Source organism: Tardiphaga alba, assembly GCF_018279705.1.
GTDB lineage: Bacteria > Pseudomonadota > Alphaproteobacteria > Rhizobiales > Xanthobacteraceae > Tardiphaga > Tardiphaga alba.
In genome coordinates this window covers 3782643-3803957 of sequence record NZ_CP036498.1, presented here as the reverse complement: position 1 = coordinate 3803957, position 21315 = coordinate 3782643, and the positions used below count along the sequence as shown (strand labels likewise).

Below are 21315 nucleotides of genomic sequence, written 5' to 3'. Positions count from 1 at the left end.
AAGATGCTTGAGGCATCGCGCGCGCTGACGTACGACAAACGAAACGATATTGAAGGGTGGGTCCGATGTCCAACACCGAAAAACCGTTCGTGGCGCAGCACAGTGTTCCGCAAGGGGTGACCGCGACAAGGTGGTGGTGGGTGCGGCACGCACCGGTGAATGGCGATGGTGGCAACATCTATGGCCAGAAGGACATGGATTGCGATTGCAGCGATCGCGTCGTGTTCAATGCCGTGAGCAAAATTCTTCCACGCAATGCGGTGTGGTTCGCCAGCAAGCTGAAGCGCACGCATCAGACCGCCGATGCGATCTGGGCCGCCGGTTTTCCGAAGCCCGATGCGATGCCTCATGAGGCAGATTTCAACGAGCAGCATCTCGGCGATTGGCAGGGCATGAACCGCGCGGCGTTTTTCGCCAGCCGCCCCATCGGCGTCGGAAGCTACTGGTTCGCGCCGATCGACGAGCGCTCGCCGAACGGCGAAAGTTTTATGGATCTCTACAACCGCACCCGGCGCGGCATCGATCGCATCAACCGCGAATATGCGGGCAGGGATGTGGTGGTGGTCGCCCATGGCGGCACCATCAAGTCGGCGATTGGGTTGGCGCTCAATGATCAGCCGGATCGCGGCCTCGCTTTCACCATCGATAACTGCTCGATCACGCGGCTCGATCATCTCGGCAGCGACGGCCATTCGGGCTGGCGCATTCCGATGGTGAATCAGCAGCCATGGATTGCGGATGCTGCACATGCAGCGATGCATCAGCCGGCGGGGCCGGAAGTGAAGTTGGCCTAGATCGTAGCCCGGGTGAAGCGCAGCGTAACCCGGGGGACGGTGTTTCAGCAGGCTCGACATCCCCGGATTGCGCTTCGCTTCATCCGGGCTACACGACAATCATAACAATCATCAGGGAGACTCGCACATGACCTTGTTCGACATGAAAGGCAAAGTTGCCGTCATCACCGGTTCGACGCGGGGCATCGGCCGCGCCATTGCCGAGCGGATGGCGGAGCATGGGGCGAAGGTCGTGATCTCCTCGCGCAAGCAGGATGTCTGCGACGAGGTCGCCAGGGACGTGAACGAGAAATTCGGCAAGGGCACGGCCGTGGCCATCGCCGCCAACATCTCCAGCAAGGAGAACCTGCAGAACCTCGTCGATGAAAGCCGCAAGGCATTCGGAAAGATCGACGTGCTGGTCTGCAATGCTGCGTCGAATCCGTATTACGGGCCGCTCGCCGGCATCTCTGACGATCAGTTCAACAAGATCCTCAGCAATAACATCGTCGCCAATAACTGGCTGATCTCGATGGTGGTGCCGGAGATGATCGAACGCAAGGATGGTTCGGTGATCATCGTGTCGTCGATCGGCGGATTAAAGGGCTCGACGACCATCGGCGCTTACTGCGTTTCAAAAGCTGCAGACATGCAGCTCGCGCGAAATCTCGCTTGCGAATATGGCCCGCACAATATCCGCGTGAACTGCATCGCGCCGGGCCTGATCAAGACCGATTTTGCGAAAGCGCTGTGGGATGATCCGGACACGCTGAAGAAATCCACCGCGCGCTCGCCGCTGCTGCGCATCGGCATTCCGGACGAGATCGCGGGCGCTGCGGTGTTCATGGGCTCGGCCGCCGGGAATTTCATGACCGGGCAGACGGTGGTGATCGATGGTGGTGCGACGATCAGTTGAGGCAAGCGCCGCAGCCGTAGCCCGGATGGAGCGCAGCGCAATCCGGGGACCGGCGTTTCAACATATCGCCGGTCCCTGCATTACGCTGCGCTCCATGCAGGCTACAAGTCAGTCACTCCACCGCCGCGTAAACCAGGCTCCGGATCAGCGTGCGGAAATACTCCCGCTGGCCGGGCCCCTGCGACATGAACACCGTGAACAGCTCTTCCTTCGGATCGATCCAGAAGAAGGTGCCGGCGACGCCGCTCCAGAAGAACTGGCCGGTCGAGCCCGCATAGGGCGCCAGCCCGTCATCGGTGCGCACGGCGAAGCCGAGGCCAAAACCGTGGCCGGGCGGGACGAGATGCGTCTCCAGCTTCACGTTTGGCGTGAGATGGTTCGACGCCATGAAATGCAGGGTGCGGCTGCCGATCACGCGGGCGCCGTCGAGCTTACCACCATTGAGAAGCATCTGGCAGAAGCGCGCATAATCCATCGTCGTGGAGACGAGACCGCCGCCACCGGATTCCATCTTCGGGATCTCCAGCGGATCGAACAGCGCCACCTTGTCGCCGGTCCAGGGATCGGCGGGGAAGGGATGCGCAATGCGGCTCTTGTTCTCTGCCGCGGTGTGAAAACCGGTCTCGGTCATCTGCAGCGGCGCCAGGATATTCTCGGTGAGATAGGCACCCAGCGACTTGCCTGACACGACCTCGATGACGCGGCCGAGAATGTCGGTGGAGCGGCTGTAATTCCACTCGGCGCCAGGCTGGCAGATCAGCGGCAGTTTCGCGACGATCCTGGCATGTTCCTCATTGGTGAGGTCGCGGCTGCGCAGATTCGATTTCTGGTACATCCGCTGCACCATGCCGTTGCCGGTGATCTCATAGGAGATGCCCGAAGTATGGCGGAGCAGGTCCTGGATCGTGATGGGGCGGAGCGGCAGGGCCAGCTCCAGCTGGCCGTTGCGCTCGATGCCCACTTTGGTGTCGGCGAATTCCGGGATGTATTTGGCGAGCGGATCCATCAGCAGGATATGCCCGTCCTCGACCAGCTGCATGATCCCCAGCGAGACGATGGGCTTGGTCATGGAGAAGATGCGGAACAGGCTGTCCCGGGCCATCGGGGCTGCGGCGTCCGGCGCCTGGCGGCCAAAAGCCTCGAAATAGCCGATCTGGCCGCGGCGGGCGATCAGGGTGGTCACACCCGGGGTTGTGCCCTTGTCAATCTCCCGCTTGAAGGCGTCGGAGATCTTTTGAAGACGGTTTGATGACAATCCCAGCGATTCCGGTCGGGCCTCGGGAAGGGCGGGGGTCCGAGGGAGGGTCTGCGGCTGAGTCGCGGTTTTGGCGGCAGTCTGGGCGTTCATAGGCGCTCCTTGGGGGCTCCCGATTGATCTTGTCTTTTGCCAGACTAAATAAGGGGCTTAGCCGGCATGTCTGAGGAGCTTGGCCCATAAGTTCGGGCTTGAATAGGGGCGTTTTCCTTAGTAACCAGCCGCCGGTTTGGTGTGCCACGCATGGGCGTCGGCAAAACAGGTGGATCAATGGCCAAAGCAAAATTTGAACGTAACAAACCGCACTGCAATATCGGCACGATCGGTCACGTTGACCACGGCAAGACGTCGCTGACCGCCGCGATCACGAAGGTGCTGGCTGAGTCCGGCGGTGCGTCGTTCACCGCTTACGACCAGATCGACAAGGCGCCGGAAGAGAAGGCCCGCGGCATCACCATCTCGACTGCACACGTCGAATACGAGACCGCGAACCGCCACTACGCCCACGTCGACTGCCCCGGCCACGCCGACTATGTGAAGAACATGATCACCGGCGCAGCCCAGATGGACGGCGCGATCCTGGTCGTGTCGGCTGCCGACGGCCCGATGCCGCAGACCCGCGAGCACATCCTGCTCGCCCGTCAGGTCGGCGTGCCGGCGCTCGTCGTGTTCCTGAACAAGTGCGACATGGTCGATGATCCGGAACTGCTCGAGCTCGTGGAAATGGAAGTCCGCGAACTGCTCTCGAAGTACGACTTCCCGGGCGATGACATTCCGATCGTCAAGGGTTCGGCGCTGGCCGCGCTGGAAGATAGCTCGAAGGAGCTCGGCCACGACGCGATCCTGAAGCTGATGGAAAATGTCGACAGCTACATCCCGCAGCCGGAGCGTCCGGTTGACCAGCCGTTCCTGATGCCGGTCGAAGACGTGTTCTCGATCTCGGGTCGTGGTACGGTCGTGACCGGTCGCGTCGAGCGCGGCATCGTCAAGGTCGGCGAGGAAATCGAAATCGTCGGTATCCGCGCCACCCAGAAGACGATCTGCACCGGCGTTGAAATGTTCCGCAAGCTGCTCGACCAGGGCCAGGCCGGCGACAATATCGGCGCGCTGCTGCGCGGCACCAAGCGTGAAGACGTCGAGCGCGGCCAGGTGCTGTGCAAGCCGGGTTCGGTGAAGCCGCACACCAAGTTCAAGGCTGAGGCTTACATCCTCACCAAGGACGAAGGTGGCCGTCACACCCCGTTCTTCACCAACTACCGTCCGCAGTTCTACTTCCGCACCACCGATGTGACCGGTGTCGTGCATCTGCCGGAAGGCACCGAAATGGTGATGCCGGGCGACAACATCGCCATGGAAGTGCACCTGATCGTGCCGATCGCGATGGAAGAGAAGCTGCGCTTCGCCATCCGTGAAGGCGGCCGCACGGTTGGCGCGGGTGTTGTTGCGTCGATCATCGAGTGATCGGCGCAAAACCCCGATAACGCCAACCGCCTCATCTTTTGCACAAGTGCGGTAAACCGCACTTGTGTCCGGTGCAGGCGTCGTCGCTTCGATCATCGAGTAATCGACTAAAGACGGCGGGCAGGGGAGTTCCCTTGCCCGCCGTTTTGATTCCGGGGATGTTTTCGTTCCCGTGTGCAGTTCGGCTCTTGCAAATCAGGGGCCGCTTGTGCTTCAAACGGCCCGAACCGGCGCCATGGCGCGGTTCTGTAGGGGTGTAGCTCAGTTGGTAGAGTACCGGTCTCCAAAACCGGTTGTCGTAGGTTCGAGCCCTACCGCCCCTGCCATTTTTCCCAGCAGTTCATGTTCCGATCGGATCGGGTTGCCTTCAGCAACGGTGCCGCTGCTTGTCCGTGGCCAGTGGCCGCATGCGCCGGTCGCAGGAAACAGCCTCTCGGCATGATTTTTCTGTCTTAAGGGTGATGGTTTCCCTATACCTCTGATATGATCGATCCCGTCGATCTTGAATTGCCGACATCCGGAGGCGCATGTCCTTGCGTCAGCGCCGCTGGATGCCGGCCGAGTTGTTGGGAATGCCTATGCCTGCGCAGCCGCCGAAATGTCGCGTCGTCATCAACGCGTGCGCCGGACCATTCGTGAAACCGACGAGCCGCAGCGGTCTGCTCGCGTCAACCGCATGCGGAGGCCCGATAGCAGCGCTGGCTGTCTCGGCTGCGCTGCTGGCCTCATCTCTCATGGATATCCGTGATGCCACCGCCCAGCAGATCACCAGCGGAGGTGGCAGCGGCGGCGGCGGATTCATGATGCCGACCGTATCAGGCGGGATCGGCAGCGGTAGCGGCGGCGGTGGCAATTACGGGGATGCCGGCGGAGGCGCGGCGACCTCGCTGGACGGGACCGCGGCTGCCGGAGGCGGCAGCTGGGGGGCCGGCCAGCCGGCTGGATCGCCCAACGACGCCAGTGCCGGCGGAGGTGGCGGGGGCGCAGATGGGGGTGCTGGAGGTGCAGGTGGCCGTGTGGTCGACGATGCCTCGGTGACACTGAGCCAGAACGTGGCCGGCACTGATGGTGGTCAAATACCGAATATCAGGGGCGGCGGCGGTGGCGGTGGCGCCGGCCTGATCCTGACGGGGACCGGGGTTACATTTGATACCGCAGGCTTCAACGTGACCGGCGGTGCTGGCGGCTCCAGCCAGTTCGGGACCGGTGGGGGCGCTGGTGGCGGCGGTGCCGGGCTCGTCCTCGGCGATGGCGGTGTGGTGACGGTGGATGCCATGTCCACGATTTCCGGCGGCGCCGGCGGCACGGCTGGCTGGAATGGCACCGGCGGTGCCGGGCTGTTTGCGGTGTCCGGCGGCACGATCAACAACAATGGGGCGATCATCGGCGGCGCACTGGGTGGTGCGGGCCTTCTCGCAAACGGGGCGACGATCACCAATGCCAACCGGATCACCGGCGGCAGCGGGGCGACCGCGGTGGAGATCTGGGGCGGCTCGATCTCCAATATCGTCGGTGGGCAGATCACCGGCGGGACGACGGGGACGGCAGCGCGGCGGGTGTGACCCTGCGCAGCGGCGCGAGCGCCAGCATCGACAATGCGGGGACGATTACGGGCGGGGCCGGGACGAATGCGGGCTCCAGCACCGATGGCGGCACCGGCGTCCAGGTCAATGCATCGTCATCGCGCGTGATCAACAACGGAACGATCGCCGGAGGTCTCGCGGGCGATGGGGTGAGCCACGGAAATGCCGTCACTTTGGCCGGCACGAACAATACGCTCGAGCTTCGGACTGGCTACGCATTCATCGGCAACGTCGTCGCCACAGGCAGCAATGCGACGCTTGCATTTGGCGGCAGCAGCAATGCCAGTTTCGACATGTCGGACATCGGGGGCGCTGCGCAGTATCGCGGCTTCGCGACCTACGCGAAGATCGGAAGCAGCACATGGACGCTGACCGGCACGACGGCAGTGGGAGGCAACTGGTCGGTCGCCGAAGGCATATTGCAGGCGGGCGGCCAGCGCGCCTTTGCCGCCAACGGGCTTATGAGGTCGCGACCGCTGCGACGCTGGATCTGAATGGCTACAATCAGACCATCGGCTCCCTGACCGGGGCTGCCGGTGCAACAGTCGCGCTGGGCTCGGCCGCGTTGACTGTGGGCGGTGACAACAGCAGCACGACCTATGCCGGCGCCATCACCGGCTCCGGCGGTGTAATCAAAGCCGGTGCGGGACAACTGACGCTTGAGGGCATCAACGCTTATACCGGCGCAACTAGCGTCGATGGCGGCACGTTGAGCCTGGGTCTCAACGGCTCGATCGCGACGTCCTCGCTCACGACCGTGAATGCGTCAGGCACCATCGCCGGCAACGGCACGGTCGGCAACCTCACCATCAATGGCGGCACGCTGGCGCCGGGCAATTCCATCGGCTTGCTCACGGTGCAGGGCAATCTCTCGCTGACGGCTGCGTCGAGCTACATGGTCGAGGTGTCGCCGACCAATTCGGACCGCGTCAATGTCACCGGCACGGCGACACTCGGCAATGCGACGGTGCATGCGCATTTTGCCCCCGGAAGCTATGTCGCCAGGCAGTACACGATCCTGAATGCGGCCGGCGGGGTGAGCGGCACCTTCGGCACGCAGGTCAACACCGACCTGCCGGCGACCTTCAACTCGACCCTGAGCTACGATGGCAACAACGCGTATCTCAACCTGGCGCTGGCTTTCGATCCGACGTTCGGCAACGGTCTCAATCGTAACCAGCAGGGCGTTGCCAAGACGCTGACGGATTTCTTCAACCGCACCGGCGGCATTCCGCTGGTGTTCGGCGAACTGAGTCCGGCGGGCCTCACACAGGCATCAGGCGAACTCGGCAGCGGCAGCCAGCAGACCACGTTCGACGCGATGAACATGTTCATGGGCGTGATGACCGACCCGTTCGCAGCAGGACGTGGCGAAGGCGCGGCCAGCGCATCCGCTTATGCCTTTGAGGCGACGGTCCCAACCGGCAAGCGCCATGCGACCGATGCCTTCGCCGCAATGCATCGCAAGGCGCCGCCGATGGCGCCGGCCTTTGAAGAGCGCTGGAATGTCTGGGTGGCCGGCTTCGGCGGAACGCAGCGGACCGACGGCAATGCCCTCGCTGGATCGAACAACACCTCATCAAACATCTACGGCACCGCGATCGGTGCGGACTACTGGTTCTCGCCGAACACCATTGCCGGTTTCTCGATGGCTGGCGGCGGCAGCAACTTCTCCGTGAATGGCGGCGGCTCCGGCCATTCCGATCTGTTCCAGGCCGGCGTCTTCGTGCGGCATAGCGTGGGCGCGACCTATGTCACCGCTGCCGCCGCCTATGGCTGGCAGGACATCTCGACCGAGCGCACCATCGCTGCGGCTGGCTTCGAGCGCCTGCACGCGCAGTTCAACGCGAATTCCTATTCCGGGCGCATCGAGGCGGGTCATCGCGTCATCACGCCATGGATGGGCGGCGTCGGTCTCACGCCCTATGCGGCGGCACAGGTGACGGCGTTCGATCTGCCGGCCTATGCGGAGACGGGCGCAGGTGGCGCGGCGACGTTTGCGCTGGCTTATGCCGGCAAGAGCGTCACGGCCACGCGCACCGAACTCGGCCTGCGCAGCGACAAATCGTTCGCGCTCAATGATGCGATGCTGACGCTGCGCGGTCGCACGGCCTGGGCGCATGACTTCGATACCGATCGCTCGGCCTCGGCGACATTCCAGGCACTGCCGGGTGCGAGTTTCGTCGTGAACGGCGCGGCACCGGCCCGCAATGCCGCACTCACCTCGGCATCGGCGGAGTTGAAGTGGATGAATGGCTGGTCTGTGGCCGGGACGTTCGAGGGGGAGTTCTCGGATGTCTCGCGCAGCTACGCTGGCAAAGGCGTGGTGCGATACGCATGGTGATGTAGTGCGCCGAAAGGCGCGTTATCCACCGCGCTTCAGCCAGATCAGATCGACCTGTTTGCCGGCAGCCGTGATGGCCGCAATATCCGCTGGTTCGAGAGAGCCTGACGCGGACAACAGATGCGGATCGAACTGCGCGGCCATGAGCAGGTCGATGACACGTTGCGGTGCCAGTTGATCGCGCAGGCCGGACGATGGATCGAATTCGGTGATGACGGCCCGCGTCCGGTTGAGCGTCGCCGTGGCGCCTGCCAGCACTTCGGGCTCATAGCCTTCGACATCGATCTTGATGAGCAGGACAGGTGCATCCTCGATGCCGAGTGTTTGCAGCGAGTCGTCAAGCGTGACGAGCGGGACGCTGCGGGATCGCAGGCCGTGCTGGAACGCCAGCGAATGACGTCCCTTGTTCGAGGACTTGTAGCTGTGAAGCTCGGCGACGCCCGACGTGCCGCCGACGGCCGCTGCCGTCACGATGACATTCGTTGCGTCGTTCTGCGCGATGTTGCGATCCAGCAGCCAGGCATTGAACGCGTCGGGCTCGTAGGCGACCACGCGCGTGACGGATGCGAGTTTGGCCGCATGGACGGCATGCCAGCCCAGATTGGCACCGACATCGATCACGATGCCCGCGCCGGGGGCGAAGCCGGACAGATGCGTGCGGATCCAGGCGGTCAGAACCGGCTCGTGGGATCCGTATTTGGAGATATGCCGTCCCACGACATCATGAGGCGTCACGAAGAACGCATGGTTCGATGGAACAGCGAACACCTTGTAGGCTGACCGCCATGGTGTGAGGAGGCCGCCGAGATAGCGAAGCGTTCCCGTAATGCTCAGTGATCGTCCCATGCCACGCCCCAGCCGTCGTCGAATCCCGGGCGCGACGGTGCCGCAGCTGGCGCATCAGATCAACGGATCAGGGACGTGAGGCGAAAGTCCCTTGTGCGTGCTGTTGTCGCGCAACGCCGACAACCGGCTCCGTGACGACGATTTTTGGGTCGGTACGATGGTAAACGGCGTTAACCCATCGGGATTGGCCTTCTCCATACTCCGAATCAAGACTTGGTTTCGGAGTGCGAAGACCATGAACACGTTGCTCATTGTCGTATGGACTTTTCTCGGCCTCTGCCTGGTGCCGCTCATCGGCGCGTCGCTGTTGACCGCCGTTGCGGCGACGGTGCGCGATCCGCGTGATTATCACTAGAGCGATCCCAGTCGCGTGGTGTGGGCAGGTTGCCCCGCCCACACCGGTTTTCAACAGTGGACGCTTATTGTGGGCCTAGCAGCCGCAGGCAGCGGCACTCGCGCCGACACCCACGCCCAGATTGAGGCCCTTGCTCAGCAGGCCGCCGACCAGGCCGTTCTTGCCAAGCACCCCGCCAGTGCCGGCGACATTGACGGCAACGGATGGGTTCACGGCGATGGTGCTGTTGAGCAGGCCGGAGGTCGCGACGCCGACGCCGGCTCCAAGTCCGAGGTTCAGCCCCTTGGCGAAGACAGGCGGACTCGCGAGCGAGGCGGCCACCACGACGATGGTTGCAATCTTCTTCATGCGTTCACTCCATTTTATGCGTGCGCTTGCTGCGCACAGACACATGAGAGCGACGCAATGCGATGCCTTCAATGAGATGAAAAGTTTAACGTTAGTAGGGGCGCGTGTCGGTGAATTTGCGTAAGCATGCACCATGATGCGCGTAGCGAAGCACCACGCGGTTGCTATCGATGGCGACGATCAGATGAAGCGGCGTCGCTGTGGCACCGCCAGCACACGGTTGCGGCCGGCATCTTTGGCGCTGTAGAGCGCGCGGTCAGCGCGGGCGAGAACATCCTCGGCGGTGTCGTTCGGTGCAATGCCGCTGATGCCGGCAGACATCGTGAGCGACAGGTCCGGCGCGACGGACGCCCAGTCGAGATCGGCGATGATGCCACGCAGGCGCTCGACGATCTGCAGTGACTGCTCGACCGTATTGTCCGGCAACACCAGCAGGAATTCCTCGCCGCCATAGCGACCGAGTTTGTCCACCATGCGGATATTGGCGAAGATCGAGATGGCGAAGCTGCGCAGTACCTCGTCGCCGACCGGATGACCGTAGCGGTCATTGATGCGCTTGAAGTGATCGAGATCGATGATGGCGACGCTGCAGATCGTGCCCTGCTGCTGCACCTTGGCGATTTCGTCGTTCAGGCATTTCATGATGTAGCGGCGATTGAAGGCGCCGGTGAGTTCGTCGAGCTGCGCCAGTTCCTCGATCCGCGCATTGGCTTCGCGCAGATCGTTGCTGCGGCGATACAGCATCTCGCGCATCGACGAACCGTAGAGGCCGGTGCTGGCACAGCGGCCGAGCGCGGTGACGAAGACTGCGACGGCGAGCAGGCGTTCGGTGGTGCTGCCCACGGGGAGGGTGATGGTGCGGTCGGTCATCAGGAACAAGGCCGCAAGTCCAAGCGTCGCAAAGGTCCAGACCAATGCCGTCTGACGCGCGCTCATCCGCAATGCGCCGAAGCCGAGCACCACGAAGATCAGCAGAATAAAATAGATGCCGACCTGCGGAGCGAGATAGATCGCGAAGAGCTGGATCGTGATGCTGGATACGCAGAGTGGGACAGTGAGGTAGTGGTCGCGGAAGCGATCGTTGAGATGCAGCTCGGACGCGTAGAGCGCGATGCCGGTGACGATCAGACCGGCAGCCAGATAGAGACCGCTTGCGGTCGCCGAGACAACGCCAGCGAAGTGATAGAGCAGCAACAATGCAGCATCGAGCCCGTAGCTCGCTGCCTGGGCGACATAGGCTGGCCGGCGCTGCGCGGCGCGGCGCGCCAGTTCCCTGCGCGCGTCTTCGCCGGCATCGCTTCGGCCGGATATTGCTCTGACGCTGGCGGCAGGTTGCATGATGGACCCGATACCTGAGTTGGTCAGTACTCCTGCGGGTAAAAACCTTGAGGCATGGTAATTCGCCAACGACGTCAGGTAATTAGGTAGCTTTGTTCGGCTTTGTTTGGCTGTTCGGTTAATCAATGGTGAGGCTAGCGCATGCGTTTGTTTGCGTGATCGGCCCTGTGGCGCGGGGTCGCGGCGGTGAACCTCTTTTACCGCCAGCGCGACAGACGGCTGTCTGTTCAGCCGGAAATCGCGAATGAAATTGCTTGTAACGTTCGTCGTGGGGACCACGACGTTACTCGGGTCGTCCTTCGGAACTCATGCCGCTGATCTGCTCTGGCAGGTCGAAAGCCCGTTCCGGTTTTTCAAGAATGCTGCATCCTTCGCGATGTATGAGCGCGGATATCCCGCTGCGCGCAACGAAACCGTGCTGCCGCCCGCCGATGTGGTCTGGCGCACGGAGCGTCGTCTCAACGATCCCGATTGCACCGACAAGACCAGCTTGACCAGCTGCGCCGCGACTGCGCGCGCAGGCTACAATCGCTCGCGGCTGGGCTGGGCATCGCAGACCATCGACGCCGTCTGCTACGACAGCCGGCAGGGTCGTTATCTCCAGACCTGCGACCGGCGCTATTCATGGGGCACGGCCAAGGAAGATTATGTACTGCCGGATGCGCACACCGTTGCGATCCGACTGGCGCCTGAGCGCATCGCCGAAACAGGCGCCTATGATTGCGTCTGGAGCTGGACGCCGCGGCGGCCGGGCAGCAAGACCGAAACCAAGACGCAGTCCTGCGCGACGCCGCTGAAGATCAATCGGCTGCCTTACGCCGTCGATCGCAACGTGTCGGGCGCATCGGTGCAGGTGAAACTGCCGGATGGTCGTACGCTCAGCGAGCCGCAGGTTGCCGTCGAGGATCTGTTCATCGTCGCGCTCGGGGATTCCTTTGCCTCCGGCGAAAGCAATCCCGATGTGCCGGTGACGTTCAGCGCCGTGCGTGAGATGGTCTATGATCCCACGCTGATGCGCGAGGAAATGGCGACGCGCAGCACATCCAAGTCGCTGCAGAAGCTGACGCCCGCCGCGCCTGCGGGAAGTTTCGACTACAAGAATTTGCCGCGGCGAAAACTCTCCGACGAAGAGCAGGAGCTGTATTTCCCGCTTGCGTCGGCGCAGTTCGACAAGGCCTTCAACGCCGCCAATCCGCGCTGGCTGAGTCCCGACTGCCATCGCTCGCAATATGGCTATCCGTTCCGCGTCGGCCTGCAGATGGCGCTGGAGAATCCGCATCGCTCGATCACGCTGGTCAGCCTGGCATGCACGGGTTCGGAAGTGACCGAAGGCCTCTTCCTCGAAAAGAAGGCGCGTGAAGGCGCTGGCAACACGATGGTGCGCTCGCAGCTCGATCAGCTTGCCGATCTCATCTGCAAGACTCCGCAAGGCCGCACCCAACGCGCGACCTATAATCTGCCGACCTATGCGAGCGGCAGCGTGCAGGTGGCCAATATGCCGGTGTCGAAAGCGTGGTGTGCGCCGTCGGAGCGCAAGCGGCCGATCGATACGCTGTTGCTGTCGATCGGCGGCAACGATGTCGGCTTCTCGCCGCTGATGGTCTATGCGATGACGGACTCTGCCGGTGATCTTGCGCCGATCGCGAATTTGCTCGGCAAGCAGATCCGGTTCTCGCCGCAGGTGTCGCGTGCCTATATGGAGCAACTCGACGAGCGCATGGTGGCGCTGCGCGATGCCCTGCGTGACGGGTTCGGCGTGCAGCCGGCGAATGTGTTGCAGACGGCCTATGAGCCGATCCAGTTCGACGAGACCGGTGCCTTGTGCGGCACGCAGCCGACGCTTGGCCTCGACGTCCACAAGAAGCTGTCGCTGTCGCGCGAGCGATTGGGGGAGACCGTCAACTTCCTCAACGATTTCTTCGCGCGCACCGCCTGCATCACCAATGGGCGCGGGGCAGGGTGCCCGGCGCTGGCAACGGGGGCAGGGACGGGTTTCCGGCTGATCACCGATCATCAGGCCGAGTTCACCAAGCGTGGTCTTTGCGCGCGGGATCCGAAGCGGCCGCAGGCCGACGGTGAGGCCATGGCGATGCCGCGGCGCTGGTTCGGCAAGGAGGAGTTCACGCCTTACTCGCCGGCGGCCTATCTGCCCTATGCTTCGAAATGGCGCCTGTTCCGGACCCCGAACGACGCGTTCCTGACGGCCAATGTCCATGCAACCGGCTTCACCCAGTTCGACATCCTGCAGCCGGTCTATGCGGCGATGTATAGCGGGGCGGTGCATCCGACGGCGGAAGGGCACGCCATCGTGGCCGATCATGTGGTGCGGCACGTGCGCTCCCTTGTGCGGAAATAGATCAATGATATCAATGGGCACGGATGGCGGGGGCCCGCCCGGCGGTGACGGCGCGCCGGGTGGCGCCGGTTCCAGCCATCCCCATTGGCGTTCTTGACCTTTTCGCGCCGCGCCCCTACAAAGCACCACTCGCTGTCGGCCCGTTTTGACGGACTTCCGACGCGGCTTCGATCTCCAGACAAACGAGCTCGCTTGGCGGCTCATCCACGGCGAAGATTTCCTTCGGTGATGGATCGGGCGCAAGAGGGCTGTCTGGATTCCTGAAACTATTCAATCGTCTCACGACGGATGCGGATCACTTAACGATGGCATTCAGCCCGTTCAAATTCCTGCAGGAAGTGCGCACCGAGACCAACAAGGTCACGTGGCCTTCGCGTCGCGAGACGACCATCACCACCATCATGGTCTTCATCATGGTGGCGCTGTCGTCGGTGTTCTTCTTCGCCGCAGATCAGATCATTCGCCTGCTTGTGACTTTCTTGCTCGGCATTCGCTAAACGGACCTGAATTATGAGCATGCGCTGGTACATCGTTCACGCCTATTCGAACTTCGAAAAGAAGGTCGCCGAATCCATCAAGGAGCAGGCGAAGCAGCGTGGCGTCGAAGACCTGTTCGAACAGGTTCTGGTCCCGACCGAGAAGGTCACGGAAGTGCGCCGCGGCCGCAAGATGGAAGCCGAGCGCAAGTTCTTCCCCGGCTACGTTCTGGTGAAGATGCAGCTCACCGACGAGGCCTTCCACCTCATCAAGAACACCCCGAAGGTTACGGGCTTCCTCGGCGCCGAGAACAAGCCGATGCCGATCTCGGAATCGGAAGCGATGCGCATCCTGCATCAGGTGCAGGAAGGCGTGGAGCGCCCGAAGACCTCGATCTCGTTCGAGATCGGCGAGAACGTGAAGGTGGCCGATGGCCCGTTCGCATCGTTCTCCGGCGTGGTGGAAGAAGTCGACGAAGCGCGTTCGCGCGTGAAGGTCGCCGTGTCGATCTTCGGCCGCGCAACGCCGGTCGAACTGGAATTCGGTCAGGTCGAGAAGGTCTGATCGCAATAGCGCGAAGCACTGCTTCGCGTTGATGAAGGTCGTGGGAGGAGAGGGCGGTTGCCAACCGCACTTGAACCGCACCACGAAACCTGAAACCGCCGGCAGCCGCCGGCACAACAGGAGTTTAGTATGGCAAAGAAAGTGACCGGATACCTGAAGCTTCAGGTGCCGGCCGGTGCGGCGAACCCTTCGCCCCCGATCGGTCCAGCGCTTGGTCAGCGCGGTTTGAACATCATGGAATTCTGCAAAGCGTTCAACGCGCAGACGCAGAAGGAAGAAAAGAACACCCCGATTCCGGTGGTGATCACGATCTATGCCGATCGTTCGTTCACCTTCGTGCTCAAGACCCCCCGATGTCTCACTTCCTCAAGCAGGCCGCCAAGATCCAGTCCGGATCGAAGCTTCCTGGCCGCGATGTCGCGGGCAAGGTGACCTCTGCGCAGATCCGCGAGATCGCCGAGAAGAAGATGAACGATCTCAATTGCGATTCCGTCGAATCGGCCATGCGCATGGTCGAGGGCTCTGCCCGTTCGATGGGTCTCCAGGTTCAGGGGTAATCGATCATGGCAATCGGAAAGCGTTTGAAGGCTATTCGCGAAGGCGTTGATCGCGAGAAGCTCTACACGATCGATGAAGCGATCAAGATGGTCAAGGAACGCGCCAAGGCGAAGTTCGACGAGACCATCGAAATCTCGATGAATCTCGGTGTCGATCCGCGCCACGCCGACCAGATGGTCCGCGGCGTCGTCTCGCTGCCGAACGGCACTGGCCGTACGCTCCGCGTCGGCGTGTTCGCCCGTGGTGCGAAGGCTGAGGAAGCCAAGGCTGCCGGTGCCGACGTCGTCGGTGCGGAAGACCTGGCCGAGAAGGTGCAGAACGGCGAAATCAATTTCGACCGCTGCATCGCGACCCCCGACATGATGCCGCTGGTCGGCCGTCTCGGTAAGGTGCTCGGTCCGCGCGGCATGATGCCGAACCCGAAGATCGGTACGGTGACCATGGACGTCGTCGGTGCCGTGAAGGGCGCCAAGGGCGGTTCGGTCGAATTCCGTGTCGAGAAGGCCGGCATCATTCAGGCTGGCGTCGGCAAGGCATCGTTCGACGAAGCCAAGCTGGTGCAGAACATCAAGGCTCTCGCCGACGCCGTCGTGAAGGCGAAGCCGGCTGGCGCCAAGGGCACCTATGTGCAGCGCGTGGCCGTGTCCTCGTCCATGGGCGTCGGCATCAAGGTCGAGCCGAACACCGTGCTCAGCTAAGCCGCAACACGGCTTGCAAATATCAGGGCGGGATCAGGCAACTGATCTCGCCCTTTTCTTTTGGGCTGTGATGACCGGGGGCCGTGTCTGTCGTCATTACAGTGGAATCATCGGTGAGGTTGTCAGGGCGTGTGTTGTCGTCTGACAAATCTCAAATTGGTGCTCTGCGCGTCAGTCTGCGAACATCGCGGACTATACCTGTCGTCCCATTCTCTTATCCGAGCGTCCCAGCAGAGCGCATCCATCTTGAACGCCGCAGCGCCTTGGTGAAGGAGTGCTTCAAAATCGGTGCGGGATCGGTGGAGTGTTCACGTTGGGACGTCAAGGCAAGCGCGTTGCTTCAGCGGCGCGGTGGGGTAGTCGATATCTTCGCATGGATGGCGCGGCGACGGATCTGTTGCGACGCGTGCTGCTGGCTTCGACGGCGCTGGTCGCTGTGCCGGTTATCGCCATTTTGGGCGCTGGTCGGGTCGGCGCGCAGGAGCTGATCGTCAATGGAAGCAACTCCCCATACGCCGTGACCAGCGGCATCAACAGCTTCTCAAGTATGAATATCAGTGGGACGGTGAACCAGTCCGGCGGCACTCTGGACGCTGCCAATGCCAGTGGGAACGTCTATATCGGCAGCAACACTGGAGCAGGCACCCTGAACCTGTCGGGCGGCACCTTCTCGGCAGGGCGGGTGGTCATCGCCTTACTCGCCAACGGTAGTGTCAACCAAACCGGTGGCACATTCATTTCCACTGGCGGGATAAATATCGGAACGGTTGCGAGTGGCAGTTATACGATTTCAGGGGCACCGTTAGGGGAGATTTTTATCTGGGCAAGAGCGGCAGCGCCACGCTGACAGTCGGCGGTACCGGATTGGTTGAATCGACGACGCTTCAGATCGGCGCCGGTGCGACCGGTACCGTCAATCTCGATGGAGGCACGATCTCTGCCGAACGTGTCACGACGAATGCCGGGCTATCGACGATCAATCTGAATGGGGGAACGCTGCAAGCAGCAGCCTCATCGACGACGTTCATGCAAGGACTGAATGTCGCCAATGTCCGTGACGGCGGCGCGGTGATCGACACCAGCGGATTTGACGTCACCATCGCGCAATCCTTGCTTCACTCGACGATCGGCGGCGATGCCGCGATCGACGGCGGGCTGACCAAGCACGGTGCGGGCACGCTGACGCTGACCGGGACCAACACCTATACGGGCGGCACGACGTTTCAGCAGGGCACGCTCAATGTCGGCAGTGCCGATGCGCTCGGAACGGCCGGCACGCTGTCCTTCACTGGCGGCACGCTGCGATATAGCGCTGCCAACCAAATCGACTATTCGAGCCGTTTCTCTAGCGCAGCCAATCAAGCTTACAGCATCGACACCAACGGCCAGAATGTCAGCTTCGCCAGCGGTCTCGCTTCCGCGGGCGGAAACCTGACCAAACTGGGCGCCGGCACACTCACATTGTCCGGGGGCAACAGCTATACGGGCACGACCACCATCGATGGCGGCACGCTGACGGGCGGCGCTGCAAATGCATTCAGCGCAGCAAGTGCCACCACGGTGAACACCGGCGGCACACTCGATCTCGGCGGCGTCGCGCAGACGATCTTTGCGGTTGCACTGGCAGGTGGCACGCTGACCAATGGTCAACTCACCGGCTTCGTTACATCGACAGGCGGCACGATCAATAGCATCTCCGGCGGGGCGACGCTGACGACGACCAGTGGCATCACGACGATCACGGGCATCAATACGTTTGTAGGTCCGACCACGGTCAATGGCGGCACGCTGGTGGTCAATGGTTCGCTCACAGATCCCGCAATCATTGCCGGCGGCACGCTGACCGGCATCGGTTCGGTCGGTGACACCACGGTCAATGCCGGTGGCACCTTTGCGCCGGGATCAGGCCTTGCGGGCACGTCGATGACGGTGAATGGTGCGCTCACGCTGCAAGCTGGCGCGACCTATCTCGTCCAGGTCAGTCCCGCGACCGCAAGCTTCGCCACCGTCACCGGCCCCGCAAATATTGGCGGTGCGACGGTCAGTGCGAACTTCGCATCCGGCAGCAACATCAAGAAGCAGTACACGATCCTGACGGCCGGTGCCGTGCAGGGGACATTCGCGGCGCTCGCCAACACCAACCTGCCGGCAAATTTCAGCAACGCGCTGAGCTATGATGCGACCAATGCCTATCTCAATCTCGCGCTCGATTTCGGCATTTCCGGCGGAACGCTGAACACCAACCAGCGGAATGTCGGCAACGCGCTGACCAACTACTTCAACACGACGGGCGGCATTCCCGCAGCATTCGGATCGCTTACCGCGGCAGGCCTGACGCAAGTCTCCGGCGAGACGGCAACGGGATCGCAGCAGGTGGCCTTCGATGCGATGAACCAGTTCCTGGGCATCATGACCGATCCGTTCACGGCGGGGCGGGGGGATTCAGCGAGCGCGATGAGCTATGCAGCGCCATCGAACCCGACGAATGCGTTTGCGATGTTCGCAAAAGCGCCGCCGAAGGCGTTCGCAGAACGCTGGAACGTGTGGGCGGCGGGCTTCGGCGGATCGCGATCAACCGATGGCAATGTTGCGCTCGGATCGAGTAACACGACATCGAACATCTACGGCAGCGCCGTAGGCGCAGACTACTGGTTCTCGCCGGCGACTGTCGCCGGCTTCTCGATGGCAGGCGGCGGCACGAACTTCTCGGTGGCAAATGGTGGATCGGGTCGCTCCGATCTGGTGCAGGTCGGTGCGTTCGTTCGTCATAGCCAGGGCTCGGCCTATGTCGCCGCAGCGGCAGCCTATGGCTGGCAAAGCATCACGACGGATCGGCTCGTGCTTGCAGGTGTGACCGATCGTCTGCAGGCCGCGTTCAACGCCAATGCCTATTCCGGGCGTGTTGAAGCCGGCAATCGCTGGCTGCTGCCGACGCTGGGTGGCATCGGCGTCACGCCCTATGCGGCCGTGCAGGTGACGGCATTCGATCTGCCGACATATGCCGAGACCTCGGCTAACGGCGCCACGACCTTCGGTCTGACCTATGCGGGCAAGACGGTGACGGATACGCGCACCGAGCTTGGTCTGCGCACCGACAAGTCCTTTGCCGTCAACGATGCGCTGCTGACGCTGCGCGGGCGTGCGGCCTGGGTGCATGACTTCAACACCGATCGCGCGATTGCCGCCACCTTCCATTCGCTGCCTGGCGCAAGCTTCACCGTGAACGGCGCGCAGGCCTCGCGCGATGCGGCGCTGACCTCGGCGTCGGCTGAAATGAAGTGGAGCAATGGCTGGGCAGTCGCCGCAACGTTTGACGGCGAGTTCTCGGACACCACCCGCAGCTATGCCGGCAAGGGCGTCGTCCGTTACGCGTGGTGATGCAGGGGCTTGCAGGCATCGAGGGCGGGACCGGGCAATCGGTCCCGCTTTCTTGGCGCAGTGCGTTAAGCGGCGACGGACGGGCCGGCGATCGGGCTGAGATATTTCATCAGATCGGGTGAGACCAATAGTTGCACGTCGCGTTCCTTCGATTGCCCCGCCAGCATCTGGACGTCCGTCGGTGACAGGCCGAAAAACTCCTTGAAGGCGCGGGTGAAGGCCGAGGGGTGGCTGAAGCCGACATCGAAGGCGAGTTGCGAGATGCGCTGCCTTGGCTGCAGCGTGTCGGTGATGAGGCGGAAGGCGCGGTGCAGCTTGCGCTGGGTGATATAGGCGCTGACGCCGCCGAGCGGTTCGAATAGCCGGTACAGCGTCGAGCGCGTGACGCCGAACTCGTCGATCAGCGTTTGCGGTTTGAGATCGGCATCCGACAGGTGCCGTTCGATAAACGACTTGATGGCGACCAGCGAAACGGTGCTGCGGCCGGATTTGGTCTCCACCTGCTGGCGCGACAGCGGTTCGAGGCAGGCGGCTGCGAGATCGATGGTTGCGCTCGCCATGGCGCGCGCATCGACCACCGGGATGGCAGGGCCCATGGCCATGATATTCTCCATCGTGTCCAGCAGCAGCCGCGACAGCGGGCCGGGTTCGCGGATGAAGCCGTGTGCGTCATCGATGAAGGGCACCATCGTCTCCAGCTTGCGCCGTGACAGAGCGAGGCTGATATTTGCGACGGCAGTCGCCTCGATGGTGATTTCCTGCGACAGGTCGATGAAGGCCAGTTCGCCGGCCTGAACCTGTTTGGTGTCGCTGGCTGTCGTCATCGTGAAGGAGCCGCTGGTGTAGCAAACGACCAGGATCTGGTCGGTGCCGCGTTCGGCGATGGTCCTTGCCGTGCGCGTGAAGCGGGCGGCGGCGCTGCGCGCACGCGAGAGTGTCACATCAGGCAGGATATAGACGTCCGAGCGGGCGGAGAATGGTGTGGACTGTGCGAAGGCCGGCACATCGAAGTCGAACACCGCTGACAGCATCTGCCCGTAGGACGCTGCGCTCTCGGGATCGCCTTCCGGAAACTCCGCTGTGTAGCAATCGATGAAGGTTACAGGCTGGTCGTCAGGCGGGGGCATGCGGATTCTCGGGCTTGTCGCGAAACACGCTGTCATATCGCCGGATGAACTTCAAATCGCTGCTTGATCCGTGTCCACCACGCCGCCGGCTTTACCTGCCGTCCCATTTGCTTAACCCAGCGTCCCAACGGCCATATTCGCCTTGAAAGAAGCGGGCCTCCTGCGGAAACAGTCGAAACAGGAATTTTGAAGCGGCTGTCAGTGAATGGGAATTTCCTGCACCGCTTGGTTGGGAATAGGCAATCGTCATGCGCAAGCGGCGTGTTCGGGATGGCAAGACGGCCAATTTTATCGCAACGACTTTCTCTCCGTCGATTTTGAAAACTGGAAGATTCTCGTCCCGAGGCATTTCAGCTCTGCTTGCTTTGCTTCTGGCAGCGACGGCGCTGTCCAGTCCGGCACTGGCCAATGGCGGCAATGGCGGCGCGTCAGGACGCGGCAATTCTGGTGGCATCGGCGGAGGTGACGGTGCCGACGGCACGACGCCGGGCGATGGTCTTTTTACGCCTAGCGGCGGCGGCGGCGGCGGTGGCGGCGGTGCGGGCGGCGGCCATGGCGCTGATGGTGGCCTTGGTGAAGACGCTGGCGCTGTTGTTGGGACCGGGGGGCAGGAGGAACTGCCGGGACGCCGAACGGAGCGGCCGGCAATCCGGGGGGAGACACCAGCCTCGTAGCAGGTGCCGGCGGCGGCGGCGGCGGCGGCGGATATAACGGAAATGGAGCAGGCAGCCCGATCGGCACCAATGCAGGTGTCTTGCAGGGCGGCTCAGGTGGTGCTGGCGGGCACGGCGGCGATGCCAACGGTGAAACATCCGGTGGCGGCGGTGGCGGCGGTGCTGGCGGATATGGCGCTATTGCCTCCGGCGGCGGACTGGTTACGAACACCGGAGGGTTGGTTGGCGGGGCAGGTGGCGCGGGCGGTCGAGGTGGAAACTCCG

Annotated in this window: 18 protein-coding genes, 1 tRNA gene and 1 pseudogene; 15 read left to right on the top strand and 5 right to left on the bottom strand. The window is 62.6% G+C overall.

All coding sequences use genetic code 11. From position 1 onward, the window contains the following. Positions 1-65 precede the first annotated feature (65 nt). Together RPMA_RS18025 and RPMA_RS18020 are read left to right on the top strand one after the other, a co-directional pair. Positions 66-794, top strand: coding sequence for a histidine phosphatase family protein (locus tag RPMA_RS18025; RefSeq protein ID WP_211909068.1), 729 nt, complete (start codon positions 66-68; stop codon positions 792-794). A gap of 127 nt (positions 795-921) precedes the next feature. Beyond that, positions 922-1689: an SDR family NAD(P)-dependent oxidoreductase gene (locus tag RPMA_RS18020; protein WP_211909067.1), complete on the top strand. Its 768-nt coding sequence runs from the start codon at positions 922-924 to the stop codon at positions 1687-1689. A gap of 112 nt (positions 1690-1801) precedes the next feature. On the opposite strand, the gene RPMA_RS18015 is transcribed toward RPMA_RS18020, so the two are convergent. Next, positions 1802-3037, bottom strand: coding sequence for a serine hydrolase domain-containing protein (locus RPMA_RS18015; RefSeq protein WP_211909066.1), 1236 nt, complete (start codon positions 3035-3037; stop codon positions 1802-1804). A 177-nt stretch (positions 3038-3214) separates the two neighbouring features. On the opposite strand from RPMA_RS18015, the gene tuf reads away from it, so the two are divergent. The 5 genes from tuf to RPMA_RS18000 all read left to right on the top strand — a co-directional run bounded on the left by tuf (position 3215) and on the right by RPMA_RS18000 (position 8332). Continuing rightward, entirely contained in the window at positions 3215-4405 is a 1191-nt protein-coding gene (tuf, locus tag RPMA_RS18010; RefSeq protein WP_211909031.1) for an elongation factor Tu, read from the top strand. 250 nt (positions 4406-4655) lie between these two features. Beyond that, a tRNA-Trp gene (locus RPMA_RS18005) sits at positions 4656-4731 on the top strand. Positions 4732-5040: 309 nt separating this feature from the next. Continuing rightward, entirely contained in the window at positions 5041-5967 is a 927-nt protein-coding gene (locus RPMA_RS28335) for a hypothetical protein (protein ID WP_305849000.1), read from the top strand. Then, on the top strand, positions 5964-6482 hold the full coding sequence (locus RPMA_RS28060) for a hypothetical protein (RefSeq protein WP_249225267.1): 519 nt from the start codon (positions 5964-5966) through the stop codon (positions 6480-6482). The genes RPMA_RS28335 and RPMA_RS28060 overlap by 4 nt, the downstream gene beginning before the upstream one ends. A gap of 77 nt (positions 6483-6559) precedes the next feature. Beyond that, a complete protein-coding gene (locus RPMA_RS18000) occupies positions 6560-8332 on the top strand; it encodes an autotransporter domain-containing protein (protein WP_249225737.1) in 1773 nt (590 codons plus the stop codon). A gap of 21 nt (positions 8333-8353) precedes the next feature. Here RPMA_RS18000 and RPMA_RS17995 read toward each other — a convergent pair whose 3' ends face one another. From RPMA_RS17995 to RPMA_RS17985, 3 genes are all read right to left on the bottom strand, one after another. Further along, positions 8354-9178 carry an FkbM family methyltransferase gene (locus RPMA_RS17995; protein ID WP_211909064.1) on the bottom strand — a complete coding sequence of 275 codons (825 nt, stop codon included), beginning with the start codon at positions 9176-9178 and terminating at the stop codon, positions 8354-8356. A gap of 430 nt (positions 9179-9608) precedes the next feature. Beyond that, positions 9609-9881 carry a hypothetical protein gene (locus tag RPMA_RS17990; protein WP_211909063.1) on the bottom strand — a complete coding sequence of 91 codons (273 nt, stop codon included), beginning with the start codon at positions 9879-9881 and terminating at the stop codon, positions 9609-9611. 180 nt (positions 9882-10061) lie between these two features. Then, the gene (locus RPMA_RS17985; protein WP_211909062.1) at positions 10062-11219 is read right to left on the bottom strand and encodes a GGDEF domain-containing protein; all 1158 of its coding nucleotides are present in this window, start codon (positions 11217-11219) and stop codon (positions 10062-10064) included. Positions 11220-11463: 244 nt separating this feature from the next. Here RPMA_RS17985 and RPMA_RS17980 point away from each other — a divergent pair, with 244 nt between their 5' ends. The 7 genes and pseudogenes from RPMA_RS17980 to RPMA_RS17950 all read left to right on the top strand — a co-directional run bounded on the left by RPMA_RS17980 (position 11464) and on the right by RPMA_RS17950 (position 19250). Further along, on the top strand, positions 11464-13575 hold the full coding sequence (locus RPMA_RS17980; RefSeq protein WP_211909061.1) for a hypothetical protein: 2112 nt from the start codon (positions 11464-11466) through the stop codon (positions 13573-13575). Positions 13576-13880: 305 nt separating this feature from the next. Then, on the top strand, positions 13881-14072 hold the full coding sequence (gene secE / locus RPMA_RS17975; protein WP_211909060.1) for a preprotein translocase subunit SecE: 192 nt from the start codon (positions 13881-13883) through the stop codon (positions 14070-14072). 13 nt (positions 14073-14085) lie between these two features. Then, positions 14086-14616 carry a transcription termination/antitermination protein NusG gene (gene nusG / locus RPMA_RS17970; protein ID WP_211909059.1) on the top strand — a complete coding sequence of 177 codons (531 nt, stop codon included), beginning with the start codon at positions 14086-14088 and terminating at the stop codon, positions 14614-14616. Positions 14617-14745: 129 nt separating this feature from the next. After that, positions 14746-15173, top strand: a pseudogene (gene rplK, locus RPMA_RS17965) (50S ribosomal protein L11). A gap of 6 nt (positions 15174-15179) precedes the next feature. Next, complete coding sequence (gene rplA, locus RPMA_RS17960) at positions 15180-15872, top strand: 50S ribosomal protein L1 (RefSeq protein ID WP_211909058.1); 693 nt, start codon at positions 15180-15182, stop codon at positions 15870-15872. A 373-nt stretch (positions 15873-16245) separates the two neighbouring features. Beyond that, the gene (locus RPMA_RS17955) at positions 16246-16719 is read left to right on the top strand and encodes a hypothetical protein (protein WP_211909057.1); all 474 of its coding nucleotides are present in this window, start codon (positions 16246-16248) and stop codon (positions 16717-16719) included. Between the two features lie 17 nt (positions 16720-16736). Next, a complete protein-coding gene (locus tag RPMA_RS17950; protein WP_211909056.1) occupies positions 16737-19250 on the top strand; it encodes an autotransporter outer membrane beta-barrel domain-containing protein in 2514 nt (837 codons plus the stop codon). 65 nt (positions 19251-19315) lie between these two features. On the opposite strand, the gene RPMA_RS17945 is transcribed toward RPMA_RS17950, so the two are convergent. Next, the gene (locus RPMA_RS17945; RefSeq protein WP_211909055.1) at positions 19316-20377 is read right to left on the bottom strand and encodes a helix-turn-helix domain-containing protein; all 1062 of its coding nucleotides are present in this window, start codon (positions 20375-20377) and stop codon (positions 19316-19318) included. Positions 20378-20625: 248 nt separating this feature from the next. Between RPMA_RS17945 and RPMA_RS17940 the strand changes: the two genes are divergently transcribed. Further along, on the top strand, positions 20626-21051 hold the full coding sequence (locus RPMA_RS17940) for a hypothetical protein (protein ID WP_211909054.1): 426 nt from the start codon (positions 20626-20628) through the stop codon (positions 21049-21051). Positions 21052-21315: the final 264 nt, after the last annotated feature.